General features: G+C 69.0%; 14 protein-coding genes. 11 read left to right on the forward strand and 3 right to left on the reverse strand.

Features of this window, described 5'->3' with window-relative positions:
• A partial coding sequence (locus BT364_RS35865) for a L,D-transpeptidase family protein (protein WP_177328369.1) occupies positions 1-627 on the forward strand: 627 nt, incomplete at its 5' end.
• Between the two features lie 368 nt (positions 628-995).
• On the opposite strand, the gene BT364_RS43660 is transcribed toward BT364_RS35865, so the two are convergent.
• Both BT364_RS43660 and BT364_RS35870 read right to left on the reverse strand, forming a co-directional pair.
• Positions 996-1,127 carry a hypothetical protein gene (locus BT364_RS43660; protein WP_256260372.1) on the reverse strand — a complete coding sequence of 44 codons (132 nt, stop codon included), beginning with the start codon at positions 1,125-1,127 and terminating at the stop codon, positions 996-998.
• Between the two features lie 23 nt (positions 1,128-1,150).
• Positions 1,151-2,038, reverse strand: coding sequence for a septum formation family protein (locus BT364_RS35870; RefSeq protein WP_072489370.1), 888 nt, complete (start codon positions 2,036-2,038; stop codon positions 1,151-1,153).
• 620 nt (positions 2,039-2,658) lie between these two features.
• Between BT364_RS35870 and BT364_RS35875 the strand changes: the two genes are divergently transcribed.
• The gene (locus BT364_RS35875; RefSeq protein ID WP_072489371.1) at positions 2,659-3,099 is read left to right on the forward strand and encodes an ATP-binding protein; all 441 of its coding nucleotides are present in this window, start codon (positions 2,659-2,661) and stop codon (positions 3,097-3,099) included.
• Between the two features lie 135 nt (positions 3,100-3,234).
• The gene (locus tag BT364_RS35880; RefSeq protein ID WP_256260373.1) at positions 3,235-4,500 is read left to right on the forward strand and encodes a hypothetical protein; all 1,266 of its coding nucleotides are present in this window, start codon (positions 3,235-3,237) and stop codon (positions 4,498-4,500) included.
• A gap of 23 nt (positions 4,501-4,523) precedes the next feature.
• Here BT364_RS35880 and BT364_RS43670 read toward each other — a convergent pair whose 3' ends face one another.
• Complete coding sequence (locus BT364_RS43670; protein WP_256260374.1) at positions 4,524-4,766, reverse strand: hypothetical protein; 243 nt, start codon at positions 4,764-4,766, stop codon at positions 4,524-4,526.
• Between the two features lie 305 nt (positions 4,767-5,071).
• Between BT364_RS43670 and BT364_RS35890 the strand changes: the two genes are divergently transcribed.
• From BT364_RS35890 to BT364_RS35920, 8 genes are all read left to right on the forward strand, one after another.
• On the forward strand, positions 5,072-7,177 hold the full coding sequence (locus BT364_RS35890) for an AAA family ATPase (protein ID WP_072489397.1): 2,106 nt from the start codon (positions 5,072-5,074) through the stop codon (positions 7,175-7,177).
• Positions 7,170-8,192 carry an McrC family protein gene (locus BT364_RS35895; RefSeq protein WP_256260375.1) on the forward strand — a complete coding sequence of 341 codons (1,023 nt, stop codon included), beginning with the start codon at positions 7,170-7,172 and terminating at the stop codon, positions 8,190-8,192. The genes BT364_RS35890 and BT364_RS35895 overlap by 8 nt, the downstream gene beginning before the upstream one ends.
• Positions 8,153-8,413 (forward strand): McrC family protein, encoded by a 261-nt coding sequence (locus BT364_RS43675; protein WP_256260376.1) that lies wholly within the window; start codon positions 8,153-8,155, stop codon positions 8,411-8,413. Before BT364_RS35895 ends, BT364_RS43675 begins: the two co-directional genes overlap by 40 nt.
• 274 nt (positions 8,414-8,687) lie before the next feature.
• Positions 8,688-11,090 (forward strand): AAA family ATPase, encoded by a 2,403-nt coding sequence (locus BT364_RS35900; RefSeq protein ID WP_072489373.1) that lies wholly within the window; start codon positions 8,688-8,690, stop codon positions 11,088-11,090.
• Positions 11,087-11,482, forward strand: coding sequence for a hypothetical protein (locus tag BT364_RS35905; protein WP_072489374.1), 396 nt, complete (start codon positions 11,087-11,089; stop codon positions 11,480-11,482). The genes BT364_RS35900 and BT364_RS35905 overlap by 4 nt, the downstream gene beginning before the upstream one ends.
• 39 nt (positions 11,483-11,521) lie before the next feature.
• On the forward strand, positions 11,522-13,159 hold the full coding sequence (locus BT364_RS35910) for a hypothetical protein (protein ID WP_079179815.1): 1,638 nt from the start codon (positions 11,522-11,524) through the stop codon (positions 13,157-13,159).
• Positions 13,160-13,249: 90 nt separating this feature from the next.
• Positions 13,250-15,097, forward strand: a complete 1,848-nt coding sequence (locus BT364_RS35915; RefSeq protein WP_256260377.1) for a DUF4357 domain-containing protein — start codon at positions 13,250-13,252, stop codon at positions 15,095-15,097.
• On the forward strand, positions 15,094-16,338 hold the full coding sequence (locus BT364_RS35920; protein WP_072489375.1) for an McrC family protein: 1,245 nt from the start codon (positions 15,094-15,096) through the stop codon (positions 16,336-16,338). Before BT364_RS35915 ends, BT364_RS35920 begins: the two co-directional genes overlap by 4 nt.
• Positions 16,339-16,365 lie beyond the last annotated feature (27 nt).

The raw sequence follows: 16,365 nt of genomic DNA on the forward strand, positions 1-16,365 counted from the left end.
GCCTTCCAGAAGAACCAGGGCCTCCAGGCCGACGGCGTCGCCGGTCCGGCCACCTGGAAGGCTCTGGTCACCGCGCCCACCGGCGCCCGGCCCGACACCGGCCAAACCGCCCAGCCCGGCCCCGCCGGGTACTCGTTGAAGTTCACCAAGAACCAGAAGCACCCGATGTACTCGACCCTTGCCCTCGTCCATAACGGCAAGGCGGTCAAGAGCTACCGCGCCAACTCCGGCATGGGCAGCAAGGACACCTGCCTCTCCAACGAGGGCTGGCTGCCCAACGGGACCTACAAGGTCAAGGGGCACGAGACCAACCGCGGAGGGTGGAACTACAACCCCAATGTGCAGATCCGGGGCTACGCCATCCAGCTCGAAAACAAGACCTGCACGCCCGCGCCCGGCCAGAAGCCCGTCGAGCGCACCGACATGTTCATCCACAGCGAGATGCTCGCCGACGGCACGCAGGCCGTCGACGTTCCCCTCAAGGAAGACGACTTCTGGCGCTGGGACGCCGACTTCGACTACAAGTCCAACGGCTGCATCAAGCTCAAGCCCACCGACCTCAAGGACCTGTTCTCCCGCCTCGACCAAGCCGGCTGGCCGAAGAACCTGACCCTCCAAGTCGGCTGACACCTGCGCCACCTACGCCTGGTGGGCGGCACCCCATGAGGGTGCCGCCCACCAGGCGTTTCGCGGGGGCGACACCACTGGGGTACCGCCCACCATCGCTGATGGAGTGTCAGGCGGGATGGTGAGGCCGTTCCTCAGCGATGGTGCGGCCACCGGTCCCGAGGGGCAGCGCATCACCGGCCGCCCCGGCCGCCGGGCTCCCGTGCAGCGGGTCCGCAGCGGGGTGACGGCGCGGCGGCCGGGATCGTGGTGTGGGAGCAGCGTGCTGGCCCTGGCCTGCGGTGGTCGGGCCTGCGGTCGGCCCACGCCAGCCCCGCGGTCGGGCGGAGGGTGACCTGGATGTCCACGCTCAGCGTCGATCCGCAGGCTCAGGCAGCCGAGGCCCTGACACGCCCCTTGCCCCGGTAGTCCGGGGTCTGCGTCTTCATCTGGGACTGCTTGTGCTGCCCGGTACGCGTCGTGGTCGTGGCGGAGGTCGTCTTCTTCTCTTTGACGGACACGGCCCCGCTACTCCGACGGAGCGTCAGCCCGCCCAGACCTCGGCCTCGTCGGCCGGGACGGTGGTGGCCAGGCCCAGTTCCTTGCGGGCGGCGACCGACTTGTTCGGGTTGATGTCGGTGAACGCCGGGGCGTAGGCGATGTAGAACGTGTCGGCGTCGGCGGCGTTCGCGGCCTTCTTCCAGTTCCCGGCCGCCTTCGTCAGCGTCGCGCGGAGCTTGCCGACCTCGGTGCCCTCGATGCCGTCCAGGCCCTTGACGTGTGCGTCGAGGGCGGCCGCGACGGCCTTGGCCTGCGCCTTGTAGCCGGCCAGGTCGTCCTCGACGGCGTCCTTCTCGGACTGGTTCGCCCACAGGGCCTCGTAGACCGCGTTCGAACCGTTGAGGTACGTGGTCTGCTCGGGCTTGAGGGACTTCGCGGTGCCCAGCGAACCGCTGAACGTGCCCTTCTCCACGGTGTAGGTGCAGCTCACCGCGCGGTCACCCGTCGCCCAGCTCTCCTTGGTCGGGGTGTAGTAGAAGAGGGCGACGCCCTTGGGGAGCGCCCAGGTGTCCGGGGCGTACTTCTGCGCCTCGACCGGGCAGCGGGTGTCCGCGATCGTCGAGACCCCGTCGTCGCCGGGGTACCCCTTGCCCTTGTCGATCGCGAACTCGCCGACGACCTGGCCCTCGTGCGCCTCGTCGCAGGGCACGATCTCGACGGCGTACGCCGTCCCCTCGACCTTGCCGTTCGGGTTGTAGCAGTCGCCGATGTCCAGCGAGAACACCGAGCGCTGACGAGTCACCTTCTTCGCGCTGTCCTTGGCGCTGTCGACGGCGTCGGAGACGTCCGAGCATCCCACCGCACCGATCGCGAGCAGGGCGGCAACGGCAGATATGCCGCGAAGGGAACGATACTGAGCACCGATTTTCATGACGTGTACATCCCATTAAGTGATCTTTATGAAGGTCGCGCGCATCGTATGCCATTCCTGTGGCCCAGTTACACGAAGGCCCTCACCTCATCGCGGCGCCCCTGACTCGCGGCGGGCCGCGAGGGTTGCATCCGGGCTGCTCACAGGTGACCTGCCTTCGCCGATTGAGGACGGCGAAACAGACCCTTAAAGACGATACCGGTGACTTTGTTGGTGGTGGGTCGTTGGGTGTGGTGTGCCAAGGCCTGGACAGGTGAAGTCGTCGGGTGAGCGGTTGTCGGACCGGATCGCTCTGGGTGTGCTGACGCGGGTGTTTCCGCCCGAGTTGGTGGATGAGGTGGTTGTTGAACCTTCCGCTTGATCGTGGACACCTGGAAACTGGGACGTGAGAGCCCAGAGGAAGCAGTGCCAGGTGGGAAGCAAGTACACGAAGCGGTACTCCTCTGCGGCATCCCCGCGATCGACAGCACCCACAGTGACGGCAAGATCCACGTACCGTCCACCGAATGTGCCCGTACACTGACGCAGCGTAGGGGTCGCGCTACTGGGGCGCGCCGCCGCACGCCCGTCGCGGTTTCCCCATACACGCCTCCACGCCCCAATCCTGCGCCACCGTACGCATGTTCGCTCAGCAGCTCTCCTCCACCCGCCGCGGCGCCCGCCTGGCCCAGCTCCTGGCCATGGAACAGCTGACCGCCTGGGAGATGTCACCCGCCGTCATCGAACGAGCAGAGCACATCGTCGCGGAGCTGTCGTCGAACGCGGCGCTGCACGGCCGTGTCCAGGGCCGCGACTTCCTGCTGGCACTGACGCTGGACGACGCGGCCGGCACCCTGCGCATCGCGGTGAGCGACACGCGGGGCGAGTGCCGTCCCGCGATCCCCCAAGGTCAGGATCCGGACGACGAGTCGGGCCGCGGCCTGCTCCTGGTCGAGGCCCTGGCCGACCGCTGGGGCACGGAGCCCCGCCCTCCCTCCGGCAAGACCGTCTGGGCGGAGATCAGCCAGCACGGCGAGGGTCCGAAGACGGATTCCGGCCAATCAGGCAGCCAATGCCGTTGAGGACCGCCAAACGCTTTGAGTGACGGCATCCGGTCGGCCTACGCTCCGTCAACGGATCACGGCGCCCCCGAGCGCCACACCACGCCACCCCGCCACTCAACAGGAGTGTGTCCCTTGCCTTTCCCGCCCGGTGACATGGTCGCCGCCTTCGGCAGACACCTGCACTTGAAGAGCCTGGAACAGGCTCTGTGCGACCGTCATCCCGAGCTGGCCGACCGGGTGCACTTCGACGACGTGAACCGCCTGATGCATCTGAAGGTCACGTTGTCCGGCAAACGCTCGGTCGCTCTGGCGCAGGTACGTATGGGGTACACGATCGTCTGGGCGGTGCTGGATCCGGTTCTGAACAGTGAGCCGTCGGTCTGGCCGCTGGACACGCCCGACAAGGTACTCGTCGACGGCCTGCACGCCGTGGCGTCGGCGCACCTCACCGGCGTACCGGTTGCCTCACCATGGCGCTGGAACGAGAGCGAGGCGTCCGACATGACCGAGCTGGCCGACCTCCTGGATGCGCGGGGTGTGCGAGTGCGGCGCGTGGCGGCGGGGAACGGCTATTTCCCGTACGGGCCCCGCCACTCGCCGAAACTCGACATCGTGGGCGGACGTGATGGCAGCTTCGTCGAGGCCGAGTTCCCCGACGCGTTCGTCCGCGTCTCGCTCAAGCCCGCCCTCGGCTGGCTGGTGGATGTGTACCTCGCAGAATGCGGGGCTTGGGGCCGTGTCGATCTGGGCTGGAACCTGTGGCGCAGCACGCGGCCCGGGCCAGGGGTACCCCGTGCGGACGCGTCGGTGGCGGACATCGCCGAGGTGCTCGGCAAGGGCCTGAATGCCTGGGACGTGGAGGTGCCGTACGAGCCGGCCGACCGCGGAGAACCGGTTTCCGCCGAGCGCCGGTCCGAATGGCAGGAGTCCCTCTTCGCGGACGAAGCCGCCCTGCCCGAGTCGCCGGCGGACGTCGACGTCGACCTCGGTCAGCTCATCGAGGATTCCGCGCCGAGGACGTCGCGACGCTCGACCAGCCCCCTGCACATGACCGACACGGTTCTCGAGCAGCTGACGGCATTCGGCTTCGAGGACCTCGAAGAGGGGGACGCCGAACAGCCCATCCGGTCCGATACGTTCCACATCGAGTGGCACGACCGAGCCAAGAACCTTTCCACTTCCGAGGTTCAGCGGCTGAACGGCCTGGCCGCGGCGGCCGGTGAGGACACACCCAAGCGGCTCATCGTGATCACAACAACCGGTATCAGTCGCCCGGCAGCGGCCTTCGCCGACACCGCCAAGGCGTTTGTCTTCTTCGTCGACCGCACAGCGGACAAGCTGATGGGCCTGAACTCACGGGCTCGGGAGGCGCTCTTGCCCCATACGAACCCGGCCGAGCGAGGGCTGGAGCCCTGGTAGCCGTCCTGCCCGCGACGGTCGCGTCACAGACCGGCCCGCTCCAGCAGGATCTTCAACGCCCCCGGCTTGACCTTCTGCACGGACCGAACCTGGCCGAGTTCCATCTCGTCCCGGCCCACCGGGCTGCCGTACAAGGCATCGGTGGGTTCGGGCAGTAGGGTCGCCTCGACCCGATAGCCGAACTCCGGGTCGTCGGGGTCCTCCCGCGGTTTGCTGTCGACCTCGGCCACCGCCGCCACCCCCGACTCCGGATGGCTGAAGAACAACCACAGTCGGTCGCCCGGGCTCCATGCGGTTACGTCGGCTGAGCCAGAAATCGCTCTTCGGGTCATCGTGGGCAAGACGGCGCATGGTCTCCTTGCCGGCCGGCTCCCCGTCGAGGGTGTCCTTGTTCGGATTCAGGATGTAAATCCAGTCCTGCACGATCTCTCCCGTCGCCGTGGCGCTCGCTGCCCAGGAACCGGCCTCGCCGTGCTGAGCATCGTGCCAGCCACCTGAGTCGCATGCAGGAAGTTGCCCAACCTCGCCAGCCGCTGAGAACGCCACCTCGCGCTCCGGCATCATGGCCTCCATGACGAACGGGGTGGATGTGCGCACGGCTGCGGCCGAGTTCGACCGGACCGCCGTGGCGGACGCCGAGTCGGCTGCCGAGGACGAGCGCAAGCAGGTGCTGTCCCAGTTTCCGCTGGAGGAGTGGGCGGAACTGCCGCTGGAGCGCTACGCCCTCGGGCAGGCCGCGCCGCCCGGGTCGGGGCCGACGTACTGCCGGCTGCTGGAGTTCCTCACCCCGAATCTGGGCAGCATCAGGGGCGGCAGTGCCGCGAAACACATCATGTACCACCACGTCTCCGGTGAATGGCGGCTGGCCGCTCCCCTGCGCGGCATGGACTCACAGGACGCCTGGGCGGAACTGCGCGGTCAGTTCGTCCGGGCCTTCGACGCCGCCGGGGCGGGAGACTTCGATGCCTTGGACGACCTCGAAGTGCTGCGGTACGGGCCGACGTTGGTGACGAAGTCCCTGGCGACCTACTTCCCACAGCACTTCCTGCCGATCTACGCGGCCGAGCATCTGCGGACGTTCGTCACGCTGCTCGGTGGCGAGACGCAGGCCGGCGTTCCCGCCTTGCGCACGAACCGTCAACTGCGAGAACTCGTGTGGAGCCGTGAGGAGTTCGAGGGCTGGACGGAGCAGGAGGTGATGCGCTTCCTGTACAAGCACTTCAATCCTCGGCAACGCACCATCTGGAAGATCGCCCCCGGCGAGCGCGGCCGCCTGTGGGAGGAATGCCGGGACAGCGAGTTCATCTGCGTCGGGTGGGACGAGCTTGGCGATCTCGGCCAGTACCAGAGCGACACCGAACTGAAGCAGGCCCTGGACGCGCACTGGCCGCGCAGCAGCGGCGGCGGCAGCCTGACCCTCGCCCGCCGGCTGCTGGCCTTCCGGGACCTGGAGTCGGGAGACCGGGTCGTCGCCAACCGCGGGATGGACGAGGTCCTGGCCACCGGCAGGGTCGACGGGAGCTACCGCTACGCCCCGGACCGGCCGGAGTTCCACCACGTCGTCCCGGTGGTTTGGGACCTCTCCCACGCGCAGAAACTGTCGAAGCCCCAGCGCGGGTGGCGGTCCACCTTCGCCAAGGTCGACCCGTCCCTCTTCGCCAGGTTCACCGCACACAACGCCGGCTCCCACTCCGCCCCGGGTACGGGCCAGGCGCAGGCGGGCGCGCCGGTCGCGCTGCCCGATGACGTGCAGGTCGTACTGGACGCGCTGGAGCGCAAGGGTCAGGTGATCCTGCACGGGCCGCCCGGTACGGGCAAGACCCGGCTCGCGCTCGGCGCCGCCCTCGCCCTGGACGGCCGCGCGGACGTGCTCGGTACCGACGCCCGCCAACATGCCGAGGCGCAGGCCGAGATGCTGCATGGCGACCGTGTCCGCATGGTCACCTTCCATCCCTCCTACGGCTACGAGGACTTCGTCGAGGGGTTCAAGCCGGACCTGAGCGCCACCGGCCCGGGGCTCACCCTCGCCCTCACGGACGGCCTGTTCCACAGCCTGTGCAGCCGGGCCGCCGCCCATCCCGACCAGAAGTTCCTGCTGGTCGTCGACGAGATCAACCGCGGTGACCTGCCGCGGATCTTCGGCGAGTTGATCACGCTCCTCGAACTCGACAAGCGGAACCTGCCGGTCGCCCTGCCCATCAGCAAGCGCCGCTTCTCCGTACCGCCGAACGTCCGGGTCATCGGCACGATGAACACCGCCGACCGTAGCATCAGCCACCTGGACGCCGCGGTTCGCCGCCGCTTCGCCTTCCTGCCCGTGGGCCCGGACCCGGACGCGGTGTCCGGAACCGTCGGCCCTCTGGACCTGGCCGCGTTCTTCGAGTCCCTCAACACCCGCATCGCCCGCCATCTGGACGCCGACCACCAGATCGGGCACGCCTACCTACTGCGGGACGGTGAGCCGATCGCCACCGAGGAGGATCTGGCCGCGGCCTTCCACCACGAGGTGATCCCGCTTCTGGAGGACTACTGCCTCGGCCGGGCGGAACTGCTGCACCGTATCCTCGGCGGCCTGGTCGACGCCGAAACCGGGCGTCCGCTCCTCATGCCCCCGCAGGACCTGGCGGACGCGCTGGCGACCGAGTTCACCAGCGGCGTTCCCGGCCCGGATGCCTGACCGCACCCCGGTCCAGCTCGGCGAGTACGAGTCCGCCCCGCTGGAGCCCGATCAGCTCACTCCCCGGGACGTCGACCGTCTGCACGCCCTCCAGGCACGGGGCTGCCTGACCCTGACCCCGGACCGTACCGGGTGGCGACTCAAGGCCGACGCGACCGTCGGGGTCCTGGTCCTGGACCGTGTCCGCGTGGTCATCGCACCCAAGTTCGCCATTCCGGGAGAGCAGCTCATGAGCTGGCTCGCCTACGCCCTCGGCACGCCCGTCCCTGCGACGGCCAGGCGGTGGGCCACCGGCCCTGACGGTTACGCCGACCTGGTCGCCGCCGCCCTGCTCGAACAGTGCGAGCGGCTACTGCGGGAGGGACTGCGCCGGGACTACGTACGCCGCCGGAGTGTCGAACCGGTGCTCCGGGGACGCCTGGACGTCGCCGCCCAGGCCACCCGCCGCTACGGGCAATTGGACCATCTGCACGTCCGCACCTTCGACCGGGAGGCGGACATCTGGGACAACCGCGTTCTGGGGAGCGCGCTGAAAGCGGCGCTCAGCCTGACCGCCAGTCCCGACCTTGCTCGTGCTCTGCACGGCGCCGCCGGTGTCTTTCCGCAGGCCCCGACCCCGGCCGCGGCGCTCCGCGCTCTGGACCGCACCCACTACACACGCCTGAACGCCCGCTACCAGCCCGCCCACACCTGGGCCCGCCTGCTGCTGCGCGGTGGCGGTGTGACCGACCTGCTCACCGACCACGGCACCACGGCGGACGGCCTCCTGCTCGCCATGCCCGCGCTCTGGGAAGCCGTCGTCCGCCGTCTCGGCACCGAGGCCGTCGGCCCTCACGGCGGCCACGCCGTACCCGGCGGAAGCGGCGTCGGCATCACAGTCCGCGGAGACCTGGGCAGCGCCTCGACCTTCCGGCCCGATCTCCTGCTCAGCCTTCCAGGACACGACACGACACGGCACTTCGCACGCTGCTGCCCTTGGACGCCAAGTACAAGCGTTACGACCGCCACGGCGTGAGCGCGGCCGACGTCCACCAGCTCCTCACCTACGGCAGCGGCTACACGTCCGCCGATGCCCCGACGGCCGTCATCGTCCATCCCCAGCCGGGCAGTCACGCCCAGCGAACCCTCCAGGTACGCGGCCCCAAAGGCCTGTTGGGCATCATCCACGTCCTGGGTGTCGACACCCGCACCACGCCCGACCAGGCGACGGCCTGGATCGGCTCAGTACTGCGCTGACCGTCACAGGCTGCCCGGTCGGTGACGGCCGTCGTGGGCGGTGAGGTGCCTGGGGGGACGGTCGGCACGGCGGATCGGTCGGCCGAACGCATTTCCGTTCCGGGCAAGACACCCGAACGTGTGTACACACATCAACACGTCGTGAATTCATATAGGCCTGTTGACGTCGCTAACAAACTTCCGCCATGCTCGGATTAACAACGGCTCACCGTCCCCTCGCGTCGCCTTGGGCACGCCCGCCGCAGCCATCCAGAGCACCCAAGGAATCCGAGCCATGAGCGACACCAGCCTCCGTAACCTGCTCCTCGCCCGTTTGCCCGGATCAGGGCTCTCCCGCGAGGAGCAGGCACTGCTGCGCGGTCTGCTGCCTGCTGCTCAGCCCCGGAGCGGTGGCCGTTCCGGGACCGTGTACATGCGGTCCATCACAGCCTCGGGCTGGCGCGGTATCGGGCCCGCCGCCACTGTCCGGCTGAATCCCGGCCCTGGTCTGACGCTGGTGGCGGGCCGCAACGGCTCCGGCAAGTCGAGCTTCGCCGAGGCCGCGGAGATGGCCTTGACGGGCGACAACTTCCGCTGGCAGGGGCGCACTCAGGTATGGAAGAAGGGCTGGCGCAACCTCCACGAGCACTCCGCTCCCGAGGTCGCGGTGGAGCTCAGCTTCGACGCCGGCAGTGACGGTGAGGGCGCCAAAAAGCCCGTGACCGTACGCCGGGTCTGGTACGGCGAAGGGCTTGAGGAGTCCCGCACCGTCGTGGAGGAAGCCGGACAGCCCACCGGCGAAGTCGTGCACGATGTGATCGACTCCGAGCAACTGTCGCTGTACCGGCCGTTCCTCCCGTACACCCAGCTCGGTGCGGTGATCAACGGTCCGCTGACTACCTTGCACGACGAGATCTCCCGGATCCTGGGCCTCGAACTGCTCAGTGACGCCGACGCGGCGGCACGGGCTCGGGCCAAGACCCTGACCGAGACCGAGAACGCTGCGAAGGCCCTCACCGCCACCGTGATCCAGGAGTTGTCGGAGGTGGACGACCCGCGCGCGAAGGAAGCGATCACGGCTCTCTCCGGCAGGAGCCCTGACCTGGACGCCGTCCGGGCTCTGTTGCAGGGCCACGGCGCCGCGGACGAGGCGCACCTCGCCCGACTGCGTCGGCTGGCCGATCTCGAGCCCCCGGACCGTCCGTTGATCGCGAAGGCCGTGACCCGGCTGCGCTCGGCGGCTGCCGCGGCCGACGACGCACGCCACGGGTCCGCCGAGGATGCCCGGCAGTTGATCAAACTGCTCGACGCTGCGCTGGAACACCGCCGCCGCCATCCCGATGTCTCCGACTGCCCCGTCTGCGGCAGCACTGACCTGTTGGACCGCTCCTGGGCGGAGCGGACGCGCGCGCAGGTCGAAAGGCTCCAGACGGAGGCGGCCGAGGCCGAGGCAGCACACCGCGAACTCGTCAACGCAGTGCGGGAGGTGCACGATCTGATGCGGCCGGCACCCGCCTGGCTCCAGGCCGACGAGCCCTCCCTCGCCGCGCTCTGGCGGGATCTGGTCGCCTGTCGCACGGTTCGTGACCCGCGCGAGCTGGCCGACCGTGCCGAACGCGCTGAGGCGGTCCTCGGTGATGCCTGTGATCAGGTCCGTGAGTGCGCCCGCCGACGCGTCACAGCGCAGGACGGCCGCTGGCAGCCCGTGGCCGCACGCCTGTCCGCATGGTTGGGGCAGGCGGAGGCCGCGCAGGCGGCGAAGCCCGTCCGCAAGCAGGTCAAGGCCGTACGCGACTGGGTGCGGGCGCTCACCGACGAGTTGCGGGACGCCCGGTTCAAGCCGTTCGCCGACCAGTCCGGGCAGATCTGGCGACTGCTGTGCGAGCGGAGCAGCGTCTTGCTGGGGGCGATCGGGCTCACGGGTGTCGGTCCGCAGCGGCAGGTCAGTCTTCCCGTCTCCGTGGACGATGCCGACGCGCCCGCCTTCGGCGTCATGAGCCAGGGCGAACTGCACTCGCTCGCGCTCTCCCTGTTCATCCCGCGGGCCACCCACCAGGACAGTCCCTTCGGCTTCCTGGTCATCGACGACCCGGTGCAGTCCATGGACCCGGAGAAGGTCGACGGCCTCGCCAAGGTTCTCGACCTGTACGCACAGCACCGGCAGGTCATCGTCTTCACCCACGACACCCGGCTCGAAGAGGCCATCCAGCGCCTCGGCCTGAGGGCGACGGTCATGCGGGTGTCCCGGCAGACCGACTCGGTCGTTCACGTTTCCTCCGTCAGCGACCCGGTGAGCCAGGCCCTGGCGGAGGCACGGGCCATCGCCCTCGATCCGCACCTGCCACCGGAAGTCGCCGACCGGGTGCTCCCCTCGATGTGCCGTCTGGCGCTGGAGGCCGCCTACCAGGACACCGCGCGGCGTGCCCTGCGCGAGGCCGGCATCGGGCAGCGCGCCATCCAGGAGCGGGTCACCCGGCCGGGGCCCCTCACCGGCCTCGCGGCCCTCGCGATGGGCTTGCAGGGCAAGGAGGGGCGCGACGTGCTGGACGCCGTCGCCCGCGACCACGGCCTGTGGGCCCGGGAGTTGATCCAGCGTCTGAACCAGGCATCTCACCAGGCGCCGGCCACGCCCCTCGGTGACCGCGTGGCCCTGGTCAACCGTACGAAGCGGCTCGCCAAGGAGGTGCTGGCCCGATGACCACTCCCGTGCGTTCCACCCTCGTTCTCCCCACCAACGATCTCTTGGCGGCTGCAGACCAGTTGCTCAATCCCCCGGGCGACACCGCGCTCTCCCCCGGTGTCCGGGCGCGCGCCGCGGCCACCTTGATCCGGCTGGCCCTCGACGAAACCCTCGACGCCTTCTGGCGTTCAGTCAGCCCTCGCATGACCCGCAATGGCCGCACCCGCATGATCTGCCTGCAGTGGTACGTCAGTCCCTCCGTCGCGCGCCAGTGGTACACCGTCTGGTCCGGCCTCAGCGCCGCCTGTCACTACCACACGTACGACCTGCCTCCTACCCCCGCCGAGGTACGGGCCTGGCACCAGGACGTGAGTGAACTGCTCCGCCTCCTGGCCGCCACCACCGCCTGAACCACGCCGCCCTTCCCCGTACACGTGAGGAGCAGCACGATGGACGCCCGCCGCTACCGCATGGTGGTCACCAGCCGGACCGACTACGTGCGGACCGGTGCACTCGTCGACGAGCAGTTGCGCCACTGGCTCGCCCAACCACCCAAGCGCTACAACGTTGACGCATTCGCCGAGGGCCGCAATGAGATAGCCCGCGGAGTCACACTCGACCACGACTCCGTCACGGCTGTCACCGGCACCTACGGACGATGGCGGCTCCGGGAGACCACGCCCGACGGCACCTGGCAGACCACGGTTGTGACGCGGCAGATCGCCGACGGGCCGACCTGGGTTCAGCTCGACGTCGAGCACCTTCCCGACGACGCCGAGGCGGCCCCCGTGCCCGCCAAGACACCCCGGCTCGCGAAGCGCCTGCTGGAGGCGCTCGACGCACACGACGGCCTGGCCGACGTGACGGCCATGCCCCAAGTCGTCGAGGCGGAGGATGTCGAGGCGGTCATCGACGAACTGTGCGACGCCGACCGACGCCTTCCCGTCGTCATGGCGAGCACGCCGTACGACGTCGACTTCGACGCCTGGCTGGAGGGGACGATCGACCTTCTCGTCCGGCCCCTGGTCGGGTTGGCGATCCTCTACGTGCTCACCCCGGGAGCCGAGTCGGTCTTCAACCGGGCGTTGGAACACCACCGCGTGTACAACGGGGGGATCCGCACCTACCTGCCCGGCGTCGACCCGGCCTGGCCCGCCGACGGCCAGCGGCACCGTGTGATGTCGAAACGGCTGATCACCGAGAACCCTCGACTGGCCGCCCGCATCCTCAGCCAGCTCCCTCAGGGACTCGCCACCCGACTGCCACTGCCCGACGCCCTGGATTCCGTGCCGCTCATGCGCACACGGGCCAGGGACGGGGTCGGCGGCTCCGAACGCGAACGGCTGCGCGACGAGAACGACGCCCTGCACGAGATCCTGGAAGAGGCGGCACGTGAACAGCGCGTCAGAGCAGACGAGATCCGTGACCTCAAGCGGGAACTGCGTCAGGCGGAGAGCAACGAGGCCCAGGTCTTCGTCGACTACGACGAGCAGTACAAGGAACTCCACCGGGCCAAGGCGCAGATACGGGAGCTGCAGAGAGAACTCCTGAGGCTGGGCGCCGCCGAGCAGGCGTACGCGACGGTGGACCCGTCGGTGAACGCGCCCACGTCCTTCGCCGAGATCCTGGACCGGATCGGCGACATGCGACACGTCCACTTCAGTGGCCGGCCCAAGTACACCCTGGAACTCGACGACCAGGCCTACGGTTCGTCCTGGGTCCGGATGGCCTGGGATGCCCTGCTGGCCCTCCAGGACTTCGCGGAAGCAGTCGCCAGCGGCAAGGCGAACAGCGACTTCAAGCAGTGGTGTGCGGACGCGCCCGAGGGAGCGCACGTCATCTCGCCCCGCAAGGTCGTCAGGGACGAGTCGAAGTCCGTGAAGGCGAACGGCGACTGGAGCCGGGCGCGCACGTTCCCGGTGCCCCGCCACGTGCACCCGGACGGCAAGCTGTTCATGGGTGCCCACCTGCGGATCGGCGGAGGCAACACCATCGCGCCGCGCCTGCACTATTACGACGGAGCCTGTACCGATCACGGAATCTTCGTCGGCTACATGGGTCCGCATCTGACCAACACCATGACCTGAGGCAACGACCCGCGGCGAACGCCGGTTGTCGTACCCCGCGGGTAGGGTCGCGCGGAGTGGATCGGGAGGGCGCCGGGGCAAGGAGTGGAAGTGAACGAGCGAGACGAGGCCCGCCCCGAGGCGGTGCAGGCCGGGGCCGCCACGGTGTACCCGGAGTTCCTGCTGCGCCTGCCCAATAGAGGACCGCAGGCCCGGGGCCGGGTCCTGCCCGAGAAAGGGATGAACGGAAGCCTGAAGTTCCTCGTCCTCGCCGGCTCGCCCGTGCGTGCGGAGACGATGCCCGGCATCGGGCCTCATCCGTCGGCGCAGCGGGAACGGCTGCTGGCAAACGGCGGTATCGGGACGTCGTCGGACCGGTGGCCGGGATATTGGGAGACGACCCGGGACATCGAATGCAACTCCCCGTCCGCAGCCGCATCGGTGGTGACCGGGCGTAGTTCCGACGGTCTCTCGGAATGGCGCACGGAAGAGGGCTTCCCCCTCGTCGACTACCTCGGCGCCTCATGGCGCACCCCGCACAAGGCCTGGCTGGTGCGGGGGTCGAACGTGTCCGGGCGCGATCTGGTGAAGCGCCTGTGGGTGACCGAGGGCTGGGTGACTCTCGCGGCCATGCACCTGCCTCAGGTGGACGAGGACGCGCCGACCAAGAGCGTCCTGCGGCGGTACGTGCAGGAGGGATACGACGCCACCACCTCGTACAGCCAGAAGCAGGTGATGGCCGACGAACTGCACTACTTCCTGACCCAGATGCGGCAGGGCGACACCGTCTGCACCATCTCGGACGGGCAGCTGTACATCGGAACGCTCACGGGAGACGCGGAGCAGGTCGAGTCCGAGGGCGGGCTGTCGAATCTGCGGCGGAAGGCCGAGTGGCGGTCCGCCGGTATCCCCTACGACGAGTTGCCGGAGGCGCTCCAGCAGAAGCTGTCCGTGCAACACGACGTCGTCGACCTGACCTCCGTGCTGGCACTCGTCGAGGGACTCGGACGAAGCGACGAGGAACTCGCGCAGGAGGCCCAGGCGATAGAACGGGACCCGAGCGTGGAGATTCCGGCGATCACCGCCCGCCGTGAGCCCGAGCTGCCCGGCCCCACGGATGAACTGGCGGCCGAACTCCTCGTGCACGACACGGCGTGGCTGCGCGAAGTACGCGATCTACTGGCCGACGACCGCCAGCTGGTGCTTTACGGACCACCAGGCACCGGCAAGACATACCTGGCGCTGAAGCTCGCCGAGTTCCTCGGCGGCGGGCCCGAGCAGGTCAAGCTCGTACAGTTCCACCCGTCGTACGCCTACGAGGACTTCTTCGAGGGCTTCCGGCCTCAGGAGGACCCGCAGACCAGAGAGGTCGCCTTCCGGCTCACCGCGGGCCCGCTGCGCGAACTCGCCGACCTGGCCTCCCGCGAGGGAAACCGGCACATCCCGCATTTCCTGATCATCGACGAGATCAACCGGGCCAATTTGGCGAAGGTCTTCGGCGAGCTGTACTTCCTGCTGGAGTACCGCAACAAGTCGGTTCGGCTGACCTACTCAGGCGACGACTTCGCGCTGCCGCCGAACCTGTTCGTCATCGGCACGATGAACACCGCCGACCGGTCCATCGCCCTCGTGGACGCGGCGATGCGCCGCCGCTTCGCCTTCGTCGAACTGTCGCCGCGTACGGAGCCGACACGCGGTCTGCTGCGCCGCTGGCTGGCCAAGGAGGGCAAGGGCGCGGAGCCGGCCGACCTGCTCGAGGCGCTGAACTCCCGTATCGACGATCCCGATTTCCGTATCGGGCCCTCGTACCTGATGAAGAAGGGTGTGTACCGGGAGGGCGGCCTGGAGCGGACCTGGCGGACGAAGATCCTGCCCCTGATGGAGGAACATCACTACGGGGAAGGTGTGGACATCGAGAAGCGGTACGGGCTGGCCGCGCTGCGGGAGTCGCTGGGGTGACGTCCGCAGTAGGCACTGTACAGGCCGTCGAACTCGTCGAGCACGCGCCGGCGAGGCGTCTCGTCCTGCCGGATGCCGTCGGTCGTGCCCTGGCCGCTTCCGACTTCGTGGACGCGACCCCCGACCCGTACACGCCCGGGCACTGGTCGCTGAGGGCCGGCAGCAAGGTCGGGACCGTGGCCGTCACGGCACCGGGCGGCGGCGAACCGGTCACCGTACGCATCACACCCAAGGTGCCCATCGTCCGGCTCTTCTTCCTGCTCGGCTACAGCCTTGATCCGAGAAGGAGTTGGCGAGACGGCGAGGTCGAGGTCGCCGAGCACCGCGATCTGCTGCCCGCGCTCGCCCACGCTGTGGAACGGCAGGTGGACGGGGCACTGCGACAAGGCCTGTTGCAGGGCTATCGGGCGACTGAGGAATCCGCGCTCGTCGTCCGCGGCCGGATCAGGGAGGCCGAGCAGATACGGCGGCGCTTCGGGGCGAAGCTGCCGATCGAAGTGGCGTACGACGAGTTCACCACCGACATCCCGGAGAACCGCATCCTCCGTGCGGCCGTCGAACGCCTCCTACGCCTGCCCGGCATACCGCGCGACGTACGCCGCAGGCTGCTGCACCAGCGCGCCCGCCTGACCGACGTCACGGCGATCGTGCGCGGACAGCCGATCCCCGACTGGCGTCCCACACGCCTCAACTCCCGCTACCACCAGGCCCTGCGTCTCGCGCGCGTCGTCCTGGACGGTGCCTCCGCCGAGCACGGCCCCGGCGATCTGCGCATCGACGGCTTCCTCTTCGACATGAACAAGCTCTTCGAGGACTTCGTGACAACCGCCCTACGGGAGGCCTTCCAGGACCGGGGCCGGGGTTCAGGCGGCCATACCGCCCGCCTCCAGGACTCTCACCACCTCGACGAGGCCGCCGCGATCCGCATGAAGCCGGACTTCGTACTGTACGGGCCGGACGGCACCCCGTGCGCGGTGGCGGACGCCAAGTACAAAGCCGAGCGACCGAGCGGCTATCCCGACGCCGACCTGTACCAGATGCTGGCGTACTGCACGGCTCTCGACCTGCGCGAAGGGCACCTGGTATACGCGAAGGGCAATGCCCCGCACGCCGCCCACCAGGTGCGCCACGCGGGCATCGTCATCCATCAGCACGCCCTCGACCTGGACCAGGAACCCCCCGGACTGCTCACGGACATCGAGGAGGTGACCCAGCGGCTGGCGAACACCCCGCGCGTATGATCGACTGCGGAGTGTCCGTCCAGGGTG

The organism is Streptomyces atratus (assembly GCF_900119365.1).
In the GTDB taxonomy this organism is placed as follows: Bacteria; Actinomycetota; Actinomycetes; order Streptomycetales; family Streptomycetaceae; genus Streptomyces; species Streptomyces atratus_B.